Origin of the sequence: Aeromicrobium sp. JJY06 (assembly GCF_044069275.1) — a bacterium.
GTDB classification, from domain to species: Bacteria; Actinomycetota; Actinomycetes; order Propionibacteriales; family Nocardioidaceae; genus Aeromicrobium; species Aeromicrobium tamlense.
On sequence record NZ_JBIMRD010000002.1, the window covers coordinates 101,810 to 118,446 of the forward strand.

The 16,637-nt window shown below is 70.3% G+C and carries 12 protein-coding genes; 6 read left to right on the forward strand and 6 right to left on the reverse strand.

Annotation, left to right across the window (positions count from 1 at the left end; all coding sequences use genetic code 11):
* The first annotated feature begins 8 nt into the window (after positions 1-8).
* The gene (locus ACGWYL_RS12030) at positions 9-467 is read left to right on the forward strand and encodes a hotdog fold domain-containing protein (protein ID WP_179425016.1); all 459 of its coding nucleotides are present in this window, start codon (positions 9-11) and stop codon (positions 465-467) included.
* A 4-nt stretch (positions 468-471) separates the two neighbouring features.
* Here the strand turns inward: ACGWYL_RS12030 and ACGWYL_RS12035 are convergent, their stop codons facing one another.
* From ACGWYL_RS12035 to ACGWYL_RS12055, 5 genes are read right to left on the reverse strand one after another with little or no spacing between them, the layout of a single operon-like run.
* Positions 472-1,968: an amidohydrolase gene (locus ACGWYL_RS12035; protein WP_395487292.1), complete on the reverse strand. Its 1,497-nt coding sequence runs from the start codon at positions 1,966-1,968 to the stop codon at positions 472-474.
* A 42-nt stretch (positions 1,969-2,010) separates the two neighbouring features.
* Complete coding sequence (locus ACGWYL_RS12040; RefSeq protein ID WP_395487293.1) at positions 2,011-2,847, reverse strand: amino acid ABC transporter permease; 837 nt, start codon at positions 2,845-2,847, stop codon at positions 2,011-2,013.
* Entirely contained in the window at positions 2,844-3,500 is a 657-nt protein-coding gene (locus tag ACGWYL_RS12045) for an amino acid ABC transporter permease (protein ID WP_179425009.1), read from the reverse strand. The genes ACGWYL_RS12040 and ACGWYL_RS12045 overlap by 4 nt, the downstream gene beginning before the upstream one ends.
* Positions 3,501-3,532: 32 nt before the next feature.
* The gene (locus tag ACGWYL_RS12050; protein WP_179425007.1) at positions 3,533-4,420 is read right to left on the reverse strand and encodes a glutamate ABC transporter substrate-binding protein; all 888 of its coding nucleotides are present in this window, start codon (positions 4,418-4,420) and stop codon (positions 3,533-3,535) included.
* A gap of 52 nt (positions 4,421-4,472) precedes the next feature.
* The gene (locus ACGWYL_RS12055; RefSeq protein ID WP_179428165.1) at positions 4,473-5,201 is read right to left on the reverse strand and encodes an amino acid ABC transporter ATP-binding protein; all 729 of its coding nucleotides are present in this window, start codon (positions 5,199-5,201) and stop codon (positions 4,473-4,475) included.
* Between the two features lie 269 nt (positions 5,202-5,470).
* On the opposite strand from ACGWYL_RS12055, the gene ACGWYL_RS12060 reads away from it, so the two are divergent.
* Together ACGWYL_RS12060 and ACGWYL_RS12065 are read left to right on the forward strand one after the other, a co-directional pair.
* Entirely contained in the window at positions 5,471-7,888 is a 2,418-nt protein-coding gene (locus ACGWYL_RS12060; RefSeq protein WP_395487294.1) for an Ig-like domain repeat protein, read from the forward strand.
* Complete coding sequence (locus ACGWYL_RS12065; RefSeq protein ID WP_395487295.1) at positions 7,885-8,523, forward strand: DUF305 domain-containing protein; 639 nt, start codon at positions 7,885-7,887, stop codon at positions 8,521-8,523. Before ACGWYL_RS12060 ends, ACGWYL_RS12065 begins: the two co-directional genes overlap by 4 nt.
* A 6-nt stretch (positions 8,524-8,529) precedes the next feature.
* On the opposite strand, the gene ACGWYL_RS12070 is transcribed toward ACGWYL_RS12065, so the two are convergent.
* Positions 8,530-8,952 carry a DUF6924 domain-containing protein gene (locus ACGWYL_RS12070; RefSeq protein ID WP_395487296.1) on the reverse strand — a complete coding sequence of 141 codons (423 nt, stop codon included), beginning with the start codon at positions 8,950-8,952 and terminating at the stop codon, positions 8,530-8,532.
* 81 nt (positions 8,953-9,033) lie between these two features.
* Here ACGWYL_RS12070 and miaB point away from each other — a divergent pair, with 81 nt between their 5' ends.
* The 3 genes from miaB to ACGWYL_RS12085 all read left to right on the forward strand — a co-directional run bounded on the left by miaB (position 9,034) and on the right by ACGWYL_RS12085 (position 16,634).
* Positions 9,034-10,518, forward strand: coding sequence for a tRNA (N6-isopentenyl adenosine(37)-C2)-methylthiotransferase MiaB (miaB, locus tag ACGWYL_RS12075; RefSeq protein WP_395487297.1), 1,485 nt, complete (start codon positions 9,034-9,036; stop codon positions 10,516-10,518).
* A 118-nt stretch (positions 10,519-10,636) separates the two neighbouring features.
* The gene (gene gltB / locus ACGWYL_RS12080; RefSeq protein ID WP_395487298.1) at positions 10,637-15,175 is read left to right on the forward strand and encodes a glutamate synthase large subunit; all 4,539 of its coding nucleotides are present in this window, start codon (positions 10,637-10,639) and stop codon (positions 15,173-15,175) included.
* Positions 15,168-16,634 carry a glutamate synthase subunit beta gene (locus tag ACGWYL_RS12085; protein WP_179424996.1) on the forward strand — a complete coding sequence of 489 codons (1,467 nt, stop codon included), beginning with the start codon at positions 15,168-15,170 and terminating at the stop codon, positions 16,632-16,634. Before gltB ends, ACGWYL_RS12085 begins: the two co-directional genes overlap by 8 nt.
* The last annotated feature ends 3 nt before the right edge of the window (positions 16,635-16,637 follow it).

Genomic DNA, 16,637 nt, shown 5'->3' on the forward strand with positions numbered 1-16,637 from the left:
TCACCGTCATGCCCTCGACCTATGCGATGTACCGCAAGCTCTCGGCCCTGCCCAAGGGGCGTGCCGTCTTCGGTCAGCTCTTCTCCCGCGCGGCGCCCTACTTCGCGAGCGCGCACCTGCGCATCGTCGACATGCGTCCCCATCACGGCGAGGTCGTCGTGCCGCTGCGTCGCTCCACGAAGAACCACATCGGGACGGTGCACGCGATCGCGGCCTGCAACGGGCTCGAGGCGGCCATGGGGCTCCTGGCCGAAGCCACGTGCCCGCCGGACCACCGCTGGCTGCCGAAGGGCATGGACGTGAAGTACCTTGCGAAGTCGGACTCCGACGTGGTCTGCACGGCCGACAGCGACGCCACCGACTGGGCGGGCGGACCGGAGGTCCCGATCACCGTCCGCGCCACGCGCGCCGACGGCACCGTGACCGTCGAGGGCACGATCCACCTGTGGGTGACGCCCAAGAAGTAGGGCGTCAGGCCAGGCTCAGCGCCGTGTGGGTGAGGCGGCCGGCGCGCATCGTGGCCTCGACGCCCACGGCGCGCAGATGGGACGCGACCGCGGCCGAGTCGCCGACGGGCGTCAGCGGGTTGCGATCCAGCAGCACGAGATCTGCCGGGCTCCCGACCGCGAGGGTGTCGCGGCCGTCCACGCTGGCGGCGAGCGCCTCGGCGGCGCTCAGGGCCTCGCCGGGGTTCCACGGCGCCCGCTCGTCGGCGGAGCGGTGGACGGCAGCCGCCATGGCCCACCACGGGTCCAGTGGCGACACCGGGGCGTCCGAGCCGAAGGCGACGGTGACACCGGCGTCGAGGAGTCCACGCAGCCGGAAGCAGCGGTCGGCGCGGTCGGCCCAGAGCCGGGCGGTCACGTCGCGGTCGTCGAGCAGGTGGCCGGGCTGGACGCTCGCCGTGACGCCCAGACGTGCCATCTCGGCGATGTCGAGTCCGGTCAGCAGCTGCGCGTGCTCGATGCTGCCGACGGCGCCGGTGGCCGCGAACGCGGCGAGCGCCTCGTGGGCGGCCGCGTCGCCGATCGCGTGCACGGCTGCCCGGAAGCCGGAGCCGTGCGCTCGGGTCAGCAGCTCGATCAGCGCGACACGGTCGTGGTTCTGCACGCCGCGGTCGGAGCCGCCGCCGTAGGGGTCGTGGCAGAACGCCGTCAGGGTGTTCAGCGAGCCGTCGGAGATGATCTTGAGCGGACCCACCGTGACCGGGCCATCGGGCGTGACGGGGGAGCCCGTGCGGAGCCCGGCGGCGATGACGTCGTCGAGGTACTCGGGGTACACGGCCGAGCGCACCCACAGCGCGTCCAGTCCTTGCGCGATGCGCTCGCACCAGATGGCGAGGGGTTCGGCCCACTCGAAGTCGACGATGCCGACGACGCCGCGCGAGGCGGCCTGGGCGATCGCGTCCGCCACGGCGCGGCCGCCGTCCTGGGCCGCGTTGCGCTCGACGACCTCGGCCATCAGGGCGAACCACGGCGCCTCGGTCAGCGGCCCGTCGCTCGGGGGAGCGCCGAGCGCCGAGAGGGCCGCGGAGTTCAGCCAGCCGGTGTGGGCGTCGCCGCTGGTGAGGACGACGGGACGGTCGCCGGTGACGGCGTCGAGCTCGGCGACGGTGGGCTCACGCTCCCAGCCCGCGAGCCGGAAGCCGAACCCGAACAGCCAGTCGCCGTCGGGGACGGACGGCAGGTGCGCGCGGACGATCTCGACCGCCGCCGTGGGGTCGGTCGCGTCCGAGACGTCGAGCCGCGTGCGGGTCTGCGCCCACTGGGTCAGGTGCACGTGCTGGTCCCACAGCCCGGGGATCGCCCAGCGGCCCTCGGCGTCGATCACGCGGTCGCCCGGCTCGGGCCCTAGGTCCGGGCCCACGGCCACGATCGTTCCGTCGGCGACGCGGAGGCAGACCGGATCGCTCGGGGCCGCCGAGTGGACCGGCACGAGGCGCACGTCGCGCCAGAACACAGGTGTCACGGCGACATTGTGACCCGGCAACGCGGCCGGTCCTGCCTCGGGTCAGCGAACGGCGAGCGTGGCGTCGTCGGCACCCGCGTCACCCTGCACGGTGCGCGACTCGGTGAGGCGTCGCTGGGCGAAGCGGCCGAGCTGCTCGAGGCACAGGTTGAGGATGATGTAGATCGCTCCGAGGACCAGCGCGACCTGCAGGTGGTTGTCGAACTCCCGCCAGATCTGGCGTCCGGCGTAGGTCAGGCCGGGGGCCACGATGATGTAGCCCAGCGAGGTGTCCTTGAGCGCGACGATGCACTGGCTGATGATCGCCGGCGTCATGATCTTGATCGCCTGCGGCAGCTGGACGATACGCATCACGGCGCTCTTGCGCATGCCGAGCGCGTACGCCGCCTCGACCTGGCCCTTCGGCACGGCGTTGATGCCGGCGCGGAAGGTCTCGGCCAGGACCGAGCCGTTGTAGAGGATCAGGCCGATCACCAGGGGAGCGAGCAGCTCGATCTGGAAGCGGTAGAGCGCCCACAGGTAGGTGATGAGGATGAAGAGCGGGACGGCCCGGAAGAACTCGACGATGGCCCAGCAGGGCCAGCGGACCCACGCGTGGTCCGACAGCTTCCCGATGCCGAACAGCATCCCGAACACGAGGGCGCCGGCGATCGCCATGACCGCGGCGAGCAGCGTGTAGTAGAGGCCCTCGAGGATGATCTCGATGTAGGCCGGGGTGACGAAGACCTCCCACAGCTCGTAGTCGAACTGGCCGGTGGAGGCGAAGCGCCACACGACGAGGCCGAGGAACGCCGCGACGACCACGACGGTCACCACGGACAGGATCTGGTGGCGACGACGGGCTCGGGGACCGGGGACGTCGAACAGCAGCGTGCTCATCGCGACTCCACCTTCCAGCGACGCTCGGCCCAGGAGGCCACGAGTGAGATCGCCGCCACGATGATGATGTACATCGCCGCGATCGTGAGGAACACCGCCGTGCGCGAGCTGGGGTAGTCGCGCATCAGGCCCTGGAGGCGGAACGCGATGTCCGCCAAGCCGAGCGCGGCGACGAGGGACGTGTTCTTGGCCAGGGCGATGAACACGCTCGCCATCGGCGGCACCACGAGGCGGAACGCCTGGGGGAGGATCACCTGGGTCATCGTCATGCTGAAGGGCATGCCCACGGCGCGCGCCGCCTCGGCCTGACCCAGGGGCACGCCGTTGATGCCCGACCGGAGCGCCTCGCACACGAACGCGGCGGTGTAGAGCCCGGCCGCGAGCGAGACGTTCCAGAAGAAGCCGAAGTCGATCCCCATGGCCGGCAGGCCGTAGTAGGTGATGAACAGCAGCAGGAGCAGGGGAGTGTTGCGGAACAGCGTGACGTACGCCGTGCCCACCGCCCGCATCGCCGGGACCGGGCTGACCCGGGCCACGGCGACGAACGTGCCGAGGACGAGGGCGATGAGACCGCTGGCGAAGAACACTCGCAGCGTGACCCAGAAGCCCTTCAGGAGCAGCTCCCAGCTGTCCTGCAGGAACGAGAAGTCCATCTCACCACCCTCGTCGTCGGTCGGTCGTCACGTCAGGCGCACTCGTCCAGCGTGGGCGGGTCGCCCGCGTCGGCGCCGCCCTTGCCCAGGGTCGCGTCGAACGCCTCGGCCCACGTGCCGTCCTCGAAGGCCGACGTCAGGCTGTCGTTGATGAACTGGCACAGCTCGGGGCTGTCCTTGCTGTAGCCGATGCCGTAGCGCTCCTCGGAGAAGGGCTCGCCGACGACCTTGAGCTCGTCGGGGTTCTCCGCGGCGTAGCCGAGCAGGATGGCCGCGTCGGTGGTGACCGCGTCGACCGAGCCGTTCTCGAGCTGACGGACGCACTCGGAGTAGGTGTCGAAGCCGGCCGGCGTGGCGCCGAACTCCTCCTCGACGGTCTTGATCGACGTGGAGCCGGTGACCGAGCAGACCTTCTTGCCCTTGAGGTCGTCCGGACCGTTGATCGAGTCGTCGTCCTTGGCGACCAGCAGGCTCTGGCCGGTGACGTAGTACGGGCCGGCCTGGCCCACGACCTTGCGGCGGTCGTCGGTGATCGAATACGACGCGATGACGAAGTCGACCGTGCCGTTCTGCAGGAAGGGCTCGCGGTTGGCCGAGACGGCCTCGACCCACTCGATGTCCTCAGCCTTGATGCCGAGCTTGGCCGCGAGGATCTTGCCGATCTCGGGGTCGAAGCCGGACGGGGCGTCGTCGGTGGCGGTCTTGAAGCCGACGCCGGGCTGGTCGTACTTGACGCCGATCTTGACCGAGCCGGCCTCCTGGAGCTCGGCCATGCGGGTGCCGGCCTCGAAGTCCTGCTCCTCGACCTCGACGTCCGGGCCGGAGCCCTCGTCATCGCTGTTGCCCGCGTCGCCGCAGGCGCTCAGTGCCAACAGGCCGGCGGCCAGGACGGCCGCGAACCGTGTCCTTCGTGCTCTCATCTTTCGTCCTCCCCCTTCGGGATCGATGTTGCGAGATACGTCGTGATGCAGATCAGTGCTTGAGGATCTTGCCGAGGAAGTCCTTGGCTCGATCGCTCTGCGGGTTGGTGAAGAACTCGTCGGGCGTGTTCTGCTCGACGATGCGCCCGTCGGCCATGAAGACGACGCGGTCGGCGGCGGTGCGCGCGAAGCCCATCTCGTGGGTGACCACGACCATCGTCATGCCGCCCTTGGCGAGGTCGACCATGGTGTCGAGGACTTCCTTGATCATCTCGGGGTCGAGCGCGGAGGTGGGCTCGTCGAAGAGCATCACCTTGGGGTCCATCGCCAGGGCGCGGGCGATCGCGACGCGCTGCTGCTGGCCGCCGGACAGCTGCGACGGCAGCTTGCCGGCCTGGGCGCCGACGCCGACGCGGTCGAGGAGCTCGCGGGCGCGCTGCTCGGCCTCGGACTTGGACTTGCCCAGCACCTTGATCGGTCCGAGCGTGACGTTCTCGAGGACCGTCTTGTGGCTGAACAGGTTGAACGACTGGAAGACCATGCCGACCTCGGCGCGCAGCCGGGCGAGGGCCTTGCCCTCCTCGGGCAGCGGGACGCCGTCGATCTCGATCGTTCCCTCGTTGATCGGCTCGAGCCGGTTGATGGCGCGGCACAGCGTGGACTTGCCCGAGCCGGAGGGCCCGATCACCACGACGACCTCACCGCCAGCGACCTCGAACTCGATGTCCTGCAGCACGTGCAGGTCGCCGAACCACTTCTGGACTCCGTCCATGCGGACCATCGGCGTGGTGGTGTCTCCCATGACGTACCACCCAACCGCAGCGCCCCCGCCCGCGCAACTGTTGAACCCGGTGGGCCCGAGACCGCAACCGGATCGCAACCGAGGCGCGGCCGCCGCCGCTGCGTCGTCCCACCAATTTTCACTGGCATCACTGGTCACATCAGGCTTGTCCGCCACCGCGTAGCAAACCGGCAACAAAACTCTTCTACGATCTGCCCAACGCATGGAAGAGACGTGCGTCACGTTTCAGCCCGAGTGAGGACCCTGCCTTGAGATCCGCTTCCCTCCGTCGCACCCTGAGCGCGGCGGCCCTGATCGCCCTGGGGCTCAGCGCCCTGGCGACCCCGGCCGTCGCCGATCCGCTCGTCCCCGAGACCCGTGAGCAGGCCCGCATCCTCGGCGGCGCCAGCGCCGGCGCCGACGTCACGTCGGAGGACGAGAGCAGCGGCTCGATCGCCCCCGGCGGCGTGCCGTTCGTGCCGATGGACTTCACCGCGCCGCTGGCGTTCGGCCAGGAGAAGGCCACGCCCAACGTCGAGCTCGTGAAGAACGTTCCGCTGCAGGAGGGCCAGGCGACGATGTCGAACCTGGCGTTCAAGGGCGACTACGTCTACCAGGGCAGCTACAACGGCTTCGTCGCCTACGACGTGAGCAACCCGGAGGATCCGCAGGTCGTCTCCAACACCATCTGCCCGGGCTACCAGGGCGACCTCTCGATCGCGGGCGACCTGCTGTTCTTCTCGGTCGACCAGCCGCGCAACGGCTCGGAGTGCGGGGCGGCCGCCGTCGCCTCCTCGAACGCCGCCGCGTGGGAGGGCATCCGGATCTTCGACATCAGCAACCCGGCCTCGCCGCAGTACGTCGGCAACGTGAAGACCCGCTGCGGCTCGCACACGCACACGCTCGTCCCCAAGCCGGGCGACGACAACAGCGTCTACCTGTACAACGCCGCGTACGACGTCTCGGCCTCGGCGTTCTACTGCAAGCCCCCGCACCAGCAGCTCGAGATCATCGAGGTCGATCTCGACGATCCCGCCGGTGCGCACATCGCCAAGGAGGTCTCGCTGTGGGACGCGGAGAACCCCGCGTTCACGACGGCCGACCGTGTCGACGGCGGCGCCTCCACCTCGGCGACGAACGGCTGCCACGACCTGACCGCCTACCCGGCCAAGGGCCTGCTCGCCGCGGCGTGCATGGGCGACGGCGTCATGGTCGACATCTCCGACCCGCTGAACCCGGCGGTCACCGAGCGCGTCCGTGACGAGAACTACGCGTTCTGGCACACCGCGCAGTTCAGCGATGACGCGAGCAAGGTCGTCTTCCAGGACGAGCTCGGCGGCGGCTCCTCGGCCACCTGCCTGCCCGGCACCCCGCAGTACCGCGGCGCCAACGCGATCTTCTCGATCGAGGGCGACGACCTGACCCTGCGCAGCTACTACAAGATCCCGCGCCGCCAGTCGACGCGCGAGAACTGCGTCGGCCACGAGGGCAACATCGTCCAGGTCGGCGACCGTGACGTCATGGTCCAGGCCTGGTACCAGGGCGGCGCCTCGCTGATCGACTTCTCGAACCAGACCAAGCCGCAGGAGATCGGCTACTTCGATCGCGGCTCGCTGGGCGAGAACAACCTGGTCCTCGGCGGCTACTGGGCCGTCTACCACCACAACGGCTACCTCTACGGCTCGGAGATCGGCCGCGGGCTCGACGTGCTCAAGCTGAAGGGCGACGAGTTCGCCGACGCCGTCCGTCACCGCCAGGACGTCCGCAACCCCGCCACGCAGGAGCCCATCACGTGGGACTGGAAGACCGCCCCGGTCGTCCCGTCGCTCGGGTCGCTCCCCGAGGCCGAGGTCTCGCCCGCGAGCTTCCGCGCCGGCACCGACCGCGACGTCACCGTCTCGGTTCCCGCCGGCACGTTCGACGAGGGCGAGTACGTGGACGTGTGGAGCACGGGCGCCGAGCCCGAGGTCCTGGCCACGGGTCGCGCCGAGGCGGACGGCTCCGCCTCGCTCTCGGTGACCGTCCCGGCCTCGGCCAAGGTCGGCACGCGCTCGTTCGTCGTCCGCGGCGACTCCGAGCTGGACGAGGCCCTGTACGCGGCCTCGGTCGAGCTCACCGCCGTCACCACCACGACCGCGCTGTCGGTCAGCCCGAAGTCGCAGGTCTTCGGCTCGAGCCCCGCTACGCTGACCGCCACGGTCACGGGTGAAAGCGCCGAGGGCACCGTGACGTTCAGCCACGGTGGCGGCGTCATCGCGAAGGGCGTGGCCCTGTCCGGTGGCAAGGCCAGCGTGAGGCTGCCGCGCGACTTCCCGGTCGCCAAGCGTCACGCGCTGCGTGCGGCCTTCGTGCCGTCGTCGTCGGGCAGCACGGCCTCGACGTCCTCGGTCGTCTCGTTCGACGTCCTCAAGGCGACGGCGAAGGTCAAGGCGGCCTCGGTCACGAAGGTGAAGGCCTCGAAGCGCGGCAAGCTGACGGTGAAGGTCACCGCCACCGGCACGACGCCGACCGGCAAGGTCACCGTCACCGTCGGCGGCAAGAAGGCGGCCGGCGTCCTGCGCAACGGCGCCGTGACCATCACGCTGCCGAAGCTGAAGGCGGGCACGTACCGCGCCACGGTCGCCTACGGCGGCAGTGCGTCGGTCTCGGCCCAGAGCGCCAAGGTGACGATCCGGGTCACCAGGTGACCTTGGCTCGTCGTGTCGTGGCCACGGTGGGCGTCGTCCTGACGCTCACCGTGGCCTCGGCCTGTTCCGGCGACGAGGAGAAGAGCGACGGTCCGGTCGTCAACGTGCCGGGCAAGGTGGGGGAGTCCAGCCGCACCGTCGACCCGGACGACCTCACGACCCCGCAGGACGACTACAACGAGGTCGACCGCGAGTTCGTGGAGATGATGGTCCCGCACCACCAGCAGGCGGTCGAGATGTCCGCGCTGGCGGCGAAGCACGCGAAGGACTCCGAGGTCGCCGGGTTCGCCCAGCGCATCAGCGACACGCAGCGCACCGAGATCGAGACGATGCAGAACTGGCTCCGCGATCGCGACCTGCCGGAGGCGCCGCTCGAGGCCACCGGCGAGCACGCCACGCACACGCAGGGCATGCTCACCCCCGAGCAGCTCGACGAGCTGGCCGCGGCACGCGGCACGGCGTTCGACAAGCTCTTCGTCCGCCGCATGATCGCCCACCACGAGGGCGCCCTCGCGATGGCCGACCGAGCGCTCAGCGACGGCATCGACACGACGAACCGCGGCTTCGCCGCCGACGTCGCCGCGTCGCAGTCCGCCGAGGTCGCGCGCCTCAACCAGATCCTCGCGACCCTCTGAGCCCCGTCAGCCGAAGCCTCGGAACACGCCGTCGGGTCCGACGTGCGTGGCGAAGTCCTCCCAGTCGAGGTTGGCCAGCAGCGCCACGTTGATCTCGAGACCGGCGATCTGGTCCGCCGCGGCACGCATCTGCGGCGGCGGGGAGGCGCCGTCGGCGAGGAGGACCAGCAGCGGGTGCCCGGCCTCGGTCATGGCTCGCCGGTCCGCGACGATCACGAGGCTGAGGCCGGTCGGGACGGGGTGCAGCGCCGCGAGGTCGGAAAGGGAGAGTCCTGCGGCGTCCGGGTCGTCGACGATCGCGATGTTCGCGTACTCGTCCCGCTCCTCCTGGGCGCGCGTCACCGCCTCGGTGAGGAGGCGCTGCCACGCCTCCTCGTCCTCGAACCACGTGCGGACCAGGGGAGTGGAGCCGTTCGGATACTCGACCATCGCGCCACCGTAGCGGCGGTCGGACTCGGACGACCGCGTGTCGACTCTCGCGTCCGCCGGCCCACGTACCATGGGACGGTCATGACGAAGACCTATGAAGTGCGCACGTACGGCTGCCAGATGAACGTCCACGACAGCGAGCGGCTGTCGGGTCTGCTGGAGACGGCGGGCTACGCCGCGGCGCCGTCGGGGGAGACCCCCGACCTCGTCGTGTTCAACACGTGCGCGGTGCGTGAGAACGCCGACAACAAGCTGTACGGCAACCTCGGTCACGTCGCGAGCCTCAAGGCGAAGAAGCCCGGCATGCAGGTCGCCGTGGGCGGCTGCCTGGCGCAGAAGGACAAGGACACGATCACCACGCGCGCCCCGTGGGTCGACGTCGTCTTCGGCACCCACAACATCGGCTCGCTGCCCGTCCTGCTGGAGCGTGCGCGCATCGCCGAGGAGTCCCAGGTCGAGATCCTGGAGTCGCTCGAGGTCTTCCCGTCCACGCTCCCCACGAAGCGCGACTCCGTGTTCGCCGCGTGGGTGTCGATCAGCGTGGGGTGCAACAACACCTGCACGTTCTGCATCGTCCCGGCGCTGCGCGGCAAGGAGCGCGACCGCCGCCCCGGCGACATCCTCGCCGAGATCGAGGCGCTCGTCGCCGAGGGCGTCGTCGAGGTCACGCTGCTGGGCCAGAACGTCAACAGCTACGGCGTCGAGTTCGGCGACCGCGAGGCGTTCTCGAAGCTGCTGCGCGCGTGCGGCCGGATCGAGGGTCTCGAGCGCGTGCGCTTCACCTCGCCGCACCCGGCCGCGTTCTCCGACGACGTCATCGCCGCGATGGCCGAGACCCCCAACGTCATGCCGCAGCTGCACATGCCGCTGCAGTCCGGCTCCGACCGCATCCTCAAGGCGATGCGCCGCTCCTACCGCAAGGAGCGCTTCCTGGGCATCCTCGACCGCGTGCGCGCGCAGATGCCCGACGCCGCGATCACCACCGACATCATCGTGGGCTTCCCCGGCGAGACCGAGGAGGACTTCCTCGAGACGATGGACGTCGTACGGAAGGCGCGGTTCTCCAGCGCCTTCACCTTCCAGTACTCCCAGCGTCCCGGCACGCCCGCCGCCGACCTGCCCGACCAGCTGCCGAAGGCGGTGGTGCAGGAGCGCTACGAGCGCCTCGCCGCCCTCGTCTCGGAGGTCGCGTGGGCCGAGAACCAGCGACTCGAGGGCACGGTCGTCGAGCTGCTCGTCTCCGACCAGTCGCAGGCCGGTGGCCGCAAGGACGCTGAGACCCACCGCATGAGCGGGCGCGCCCGCGACAACCGCCTCGTGCACTTCACGCCGGGCGGTCACGACGTGCGCCCCGGCGACCTCGTGGTGACCACGGTGACGAAGGCGTCGCCGCACCACCTCGTGGCCGACGACGAGCCGATCGAGGTGCGCCGCACCCGGGCCGGCGACGCGTGGGAGGCGCGGCAGGGCCGCACCTCCGTCTCGCCCGGCTCCGTGGGCCTGGGCATGCCGTCGGTCGGGGTCCCCGCCCCGCTGCCGCCGGCCCCCGCCTGCGCCGCCACCTGAGGCACGCGAGCCCGGGGTTCGGGTCGCGCGAAATCTTGAGGTAATCTGAATCCGCTGATGAGGCCAATGTCGTCCTCGCCCAGTTCTTTCCCCTTGGCACCGACGACAGGTTCTTTCGATGGATCGTCCTCTCTTCTCGGCCGCGCCCCCGGCGCAAGGCCTCTATGACCCCGCCAACGAGCACGACAACTGTGGTGTCGCCTTCGTGGCCACCCTCACCGGCGTGCCCAGCCACGAGATGGTGCAGCACGGCCTGACGGCCCTGCGCAACCTCGACCACCGTGGCGCCGTCGGCGGCGAGCCCAACACCGGCGACGGCGCCGGCATCCTCATGCAGGTGCCGGACCGGTTCCTGCGTGGCGTCGCCCCGACCGAGCTGCCCGATCTCGGCCACTACGCCGCGGGCATGGCGTTCCTGCCGCGCGAGCGCGTCACCGCCGCGAAGGCCGACGTCGAGCGCATCGCCGCCGAGGAGGGTCTCGAAGTCCTGGGCTGGCGCGAGGTTCCGGTCGAGCCGTCGATCCTCGGCTCCATGGCCTACGCCGCGATGCCCGCCTTCGAGCTGTTCTTCGTCACCACGCCGGACCGCTCCACCGCGGGACTCGAGCTCGACCGCCTCACCTACGCGGTCAACAAGCGCGCGCACCACGAGGCGGGCGTCTACTTCCCGTCGCTGTCGTCTCGCACCCTCGTCTACAAGGGCATGCTCACGACCGAGCAGCTCGACGTGTTCTTCCCCGACCTGCTCGACGAGCGCATGGAGTCGGCGCTGGCGATCGTGCACAGCCGCTTCTCCACCAACACGTTCCCGAGCTGGCCGCTGGCGCACCCGTTCCGCTACTTGGCGCACAACGGCGAGATCAACACCGCCCGCGGCAACCGCAACTGGATGCGCGCCCGCGAGGCGCTGCTCGAGAGCGACCTGATCCCCGGCGACCTGTCGCGCCTGTTCCCCATCTGCAGCCCCGACGGCTCGGACACGGCCTCGCTCGACGAGGTCCTCGAGCTGCTGCACCTGGGCGGTCGCTCGCTGCCGCACGCGGTGATGATGATGATCCCCGAGGCGTGGGAGAACAACGCCGAGATGGATCCCGCGCGCCGCGCGTTCTACGAGTTCCACTCCACCGTCATGGAGGCCTGGGACGGCCCCGCCGCGGTGTGCTTCACCGACGGCACCCAGATCGGTGCGGTCCTCGACCGCAACGGCCTGCGCCCCGGCCGCTACGTCATCACCGAGGACGGCCTCGTCGTGCTCGCGTCCGAGGCCGGCGTGCTCGACATCGATCCCAAGACGATCACCCGCAAGGGCCGCGTCGAGCCGGGCAAGATGTTCCTGCTCGACCTCGCCGAGCACCGCGTCGTCGAGGACCACGAGATCAAGCGCTCGCTCGCGACCGAGCACCCGTACGAGGAGTGGCTGTACTCGGGCCTCGTGCGCTTCGAGGACCTGCCCGACCTCGAGCACATCGTGCACACGCACGCCTCGGTCGCCCGTCGCCAGCAGGTGTTCGGCTACACCGAGGAGGAGGTCCGCAAGCTCGTCGCGCCGATCGCGCGCACCGGAGCGGAGGCCATCGGCTCGATGGGCACCGACACGCCGATCGCGGCGCTGTCCGACCGCCCGCGCCTGCTGTTCGACTACTTCAGCCAGCTGTTCGCGCAGGTCACGAACCCGCCGCTGGACGCCATCCGCGAGGAGGTCGTCACCTCGCTCGCCGGCACCATCGGCCCCGAGAAGAACCTGCTCGACCCCAGCCCGGCCTCGTGCCGCATGCTGCAGCTGCCGTTCCCCGTGATCGACAGCGACGAGCTGGCCAAGATCCGCCACATGAACCGTGACGGCGACATGCCCGGCTTCAGCGTGCACGTCGTCCGCGGCCTGTACGACGTGCTCGGCGGGGGAGAGGCGCTCGCGAAGCGCCTCGACGAGATCTGCGCCGAGGTGTCCGACGCGATCGTCAACCGTGGCGCGCGCATCATCGTGCTGTCGGACCGTCACTCCAACGTCGACCTCGCCCCCATCCCGTCGCTGCTGCTGACCGGCGCCGTGCACCACCACATGGTGCGCGAGAAGCTGCGCACGCAGGCCGGCCTGCTGATCGAGGCCGGCGACGTCCGCGAGGTCCACCACGTGGCCCTGCTCATCGGTTTCGGCGCCACGGCGGTCAACCCGTACCTGGCGCTCGAGACCGCCGAGGACCTGGCCCGCGAGGGCGTCTACGTCGAGGGCGTCGACCCGACCAAGGCCGCCCGCAACGTGGCCTACGGCCTGGGCAAGGGCGTCCTGAAGGTCATGAGCAAGATCGGCGTCTCGACGGTCTCGTCGTACACCGGCGCGCAGATCTTCGAGTGCGTCGGCCTGTCGAACGAGGTCGTCGACCGCTACTTCACCGGCACGTCGAGCAAGCTCGACGGCGTCGGCCTCGACGTCATCGCCGACGAGGTCCACGCGCGCCACCTCAAGGCCTACCCGACGAAGGGCATCGCCGGTCCGCGCCGCCTGCTCGAGGTCGGCGGCGAGTACCAGTGGCGCCGCCAGGGTCCGGAGCACCTCTTCGACCCCGACACCGTCTTCCGCCTGCAGCACTCCACGCGCACGGGCCGGTACGACATCTTCAAGCAGTACACGCAGAAGGTGGACGACCAGTCCGGCCGCCTGATGACGCTGCGCGGTCTGATGAAGTTCAACTCCGACCGTCAGCCCATCTCGATCGACGAGGTCGAGCCGATCTCCGAGATCGTCAAGCGCTTCTCCACCGGCGCCATGTCGTACGGCTCGATCAGCCAGGAGGCGCACGAGACCCTCGCCATCGCGATGAACCGCCTCGGCGGCAAGTCGAACACCGGCGAGGGCGGCGAGGACCCCGAGCGCCTCTACGACCCCGAGCGCCGCTCGGCGATCAAGCAGGTCGCGTCGGGCCGCTTCGGCGTCACGAGCGAATACCTCACGAACGCCGACGACATCCAGATCAAGATGGCCCAGGGCGCCAAGCCGGGCGAGGGCGGCCAGCTGCCCGGTCCGAAGGTGTACCCGTGGGTGGCCAAGACGCGTCACTCGACGCCGGGCGTGGGCCTCATCAGCCCTCCGCCGCACCACGACATCTACTCGATCGAGGACCTCAAGCAGCTCATCCACGACCTGAAGAACGCCAACCCGTCGGCCCGCGTCCACGTGAAGCTGGTCTCCGAGGTCGGCGTCGGCACGGTCGCGGCGGGCGTCTCGAAGGCCAAGGCCGACGTCGTGCTGATCTCCGGCCACGACGGCGGCACCGGCGCGTCCCCGCTGACGAGCCTCAAGCACGCCGGTGGTCCGTGGGAGCTCGGCCTGGCCGAGACCCAGCAGACCCTGCTGCTCAATGGGCTGCGCGACCGCATCGTCGTGCAGGTCGACGGCCAGCTCAAGACGGGTCGCGACGTCGTGATCGCCGCGCTGCTCGGCGGCGAGGAGTTCGGCTTCGCCACGGCGCCGCTCGTGGTCTCGGGCTGCATCATGATGCGCGTCTGCCACCTCGACACCTGCCCCGTGGGAGTCGCCACGCAGAACCGCTCGCTGCGCGAGAAGTACTCCGGCAAGGCCGAGTACGTCGTGAACTTCTTCGAGTTCATCGCGCAGGAGGTCCGCGAGATCCTCGCCGAGCTCGGCTTCCGCAGCATCGACGAGGCCGTCGGCCACGCGGAGGTCCTCGACGTCCGCGAGGCGATCGACCACTGGAAGGCCAGCTCGCTGAACTTGGCGCCCGTGCTGTTCCGGCCCGAGCTGCCCGAGGGCGCCTCGCTGCGCCGCACGGTGGAGCAGGACCACGGCCTCGACCGCGCCCTCGACAACGAGCTCATCGCGCTCGCGGGCGACGCGCTGGAGAAGGGCGAGCCCGTCCGGGCCCAGCTCGAGATCCGCAACGTCAACCGCACCGTGGGCACGATGCTCGGTCACGAGGTCACCAAGCGCTACCGCGGCGCGGGCCTGCCCGACGACACGATCGACATCACGTTCCTGGGCTCGGCCGGCCAGTCATTCGGCGCCTTCGTGCCGCGCGGCATCACGCTGCGCCTCGAGGGCGACGGCAACGACTACGTCGGCAAGGGCCTGTCGGGCGGCCGCATCGTGGTCCGCCCGCCGCGCGAGTCGCAGTTCGCGGCCGAGGGCCAGATCGTGGCCGGCAACGTGATCGGCTTCGGCGCCACCGGCGGCGAGATCTACCTGCGCGGCAAGGTGGGCGAGCGCTTCTGCGTCCGCAACTCCGGCGCCACGGCGGTCGTCGAGGGCGTGGGCGACCACGCGCTCGAGTACATGACCGGCGGCCGCGTCGTGATCCTGGGCCCGACCGGCCGCAACGTCGCGGCCGGCATGAGCGGCGGGTCGGCCTACGTGCTCGACCTCGACCACGACGTGGTCAACCCCGAGATGGTCGAGGTGCGCCCCGTGCCCGAGGCCACCGGTGCCGAGCTGGAGGCGATCGTGCGCCGCCACTTCGAGGAGACGGGCTCGGCCGTGGCCGAGCAGCTGCTCCGCGACTGGTCCGCGAGCCTGGCTCGCATCAGCGAGATCATGCCGGTCAACTACCGGCGGGTCCTGGAAGCGAAAGCCTCGGCGGAGTCGGAAGGACTCTCCGAGGACGAGACGACTGCACGCATGATGGAGGTGGCAGCCCGTGGCTGATCCCCGAGGTTTCATGACCACGCCCCGCAAGGTGGCCGAGCGCCGCCCCGTCGAGGAGCGGGTGAACGACTGGAACGAGGTCTATCCCGGCGGTGCCGGCCGAGCCCTGCTGCCGATCATCTCGGAGCAGGCCGGACGCTGCATGGACTGCGGCATCCCGTTCTGCCACCAGGGCTGCCCGCTGGGCAACCTGATCCCCGAGTGGAACGACCTGGTCTGGCGCGACGACTGGGAGGACGCGATCGATCGCCTGCACGCGACGAACAACTTCCCCGAGTTCACCGGGCGGCTGTGCCCGGCGCCGTGCGAGACGGCCTGCGTCGTGGGCATCAACCGCGACCCGGTGACCATCAAGAACGTCGAGGTCTCGATCATCGACAAGGCCTGGGACATGCACAACGTCAAGCCCGAGACGCCCGAGTGGCTGACCGGCAAGACGGTCGCGGTCGTGGGCTCCGGCCCCGCCGGCCTGGCCACCGCGCAGCAGCTGACGCGCGCCGGCCACACGGTCGCGGTGTACGAGCGCGACGACAAGGCCGGTGGCCTGCTGCGCTACGGCATCCCCGAGTTCAAGATGGAGAAGTCGCACGTCGACCGCCGCATCAACCAGATGCAGCGCGAGGGCACGGTGTTCCGCACCGGCGTCGCCGTCGGCGAGGCGATCACGGGCCAGCAGCTGCGCGAGCGGTACGACGCCGTCGTGCTGGCGATCGGCTCCACCGTCCGTCGTGACCTCCCGGCCCCCGGCCGCGAGCTCGCGGGCATCCACCAGGCGATGGACTTCCTGCCGCAGGCCAATCGCGTCGCGCTGGGCGAGACGGTCGAGGACCAGATCGTCGCCACGGGCAAGGACGTCGTCATCATCGGTGGCGGCGACACCGGCGCCGACTGCCTCGGCACCTCGATCCGCCAGGGCGCGCGCTCGGTCACGAGCCTCGAGATCATGCCGCGTCCCAGCGAGGAGCGGGCCGACGCCCACCCCTGGCCGACCTACCCGATGATCTACCGCGTCGCCTCGGCGCACGAGGAGGGCGGCGAGCGCGTCTACGCCGTCTCCACGAAGGAGTTCGTCGGCGACGAGAACGGCCACGTCAGCGGCCTGCACATCGTCGAGGTCGAAATGATCGACGGCCGCTTCCAGGAGGTCGAGGGCAGCGAGAAGGTCATCCCGGCGCAGCTCGTGCTGTTCGCGATGGGCTTCACCGGTCCCGAGACCGGCGGCGTCGTCGAGCAGCTCGGCGTCGACCTCGACGAGCGCGGCAACATCAAGCGCGACCTCGACTACATGTCCAGCGTCGAGGGCGTCTTCGTGGCCGGTGACGCCGGTCGCGGCCAGTCGCTCATCGTGTGGGCGATCGCCGAGGGCCGCGGAGCGGCCGCCGGCGTGGACGCGTGGCTGACCGGATCGACCACGCTCCCCAAGCCGATCCCGCCCACGGCGCGACCGCTCACGGTCTGACCC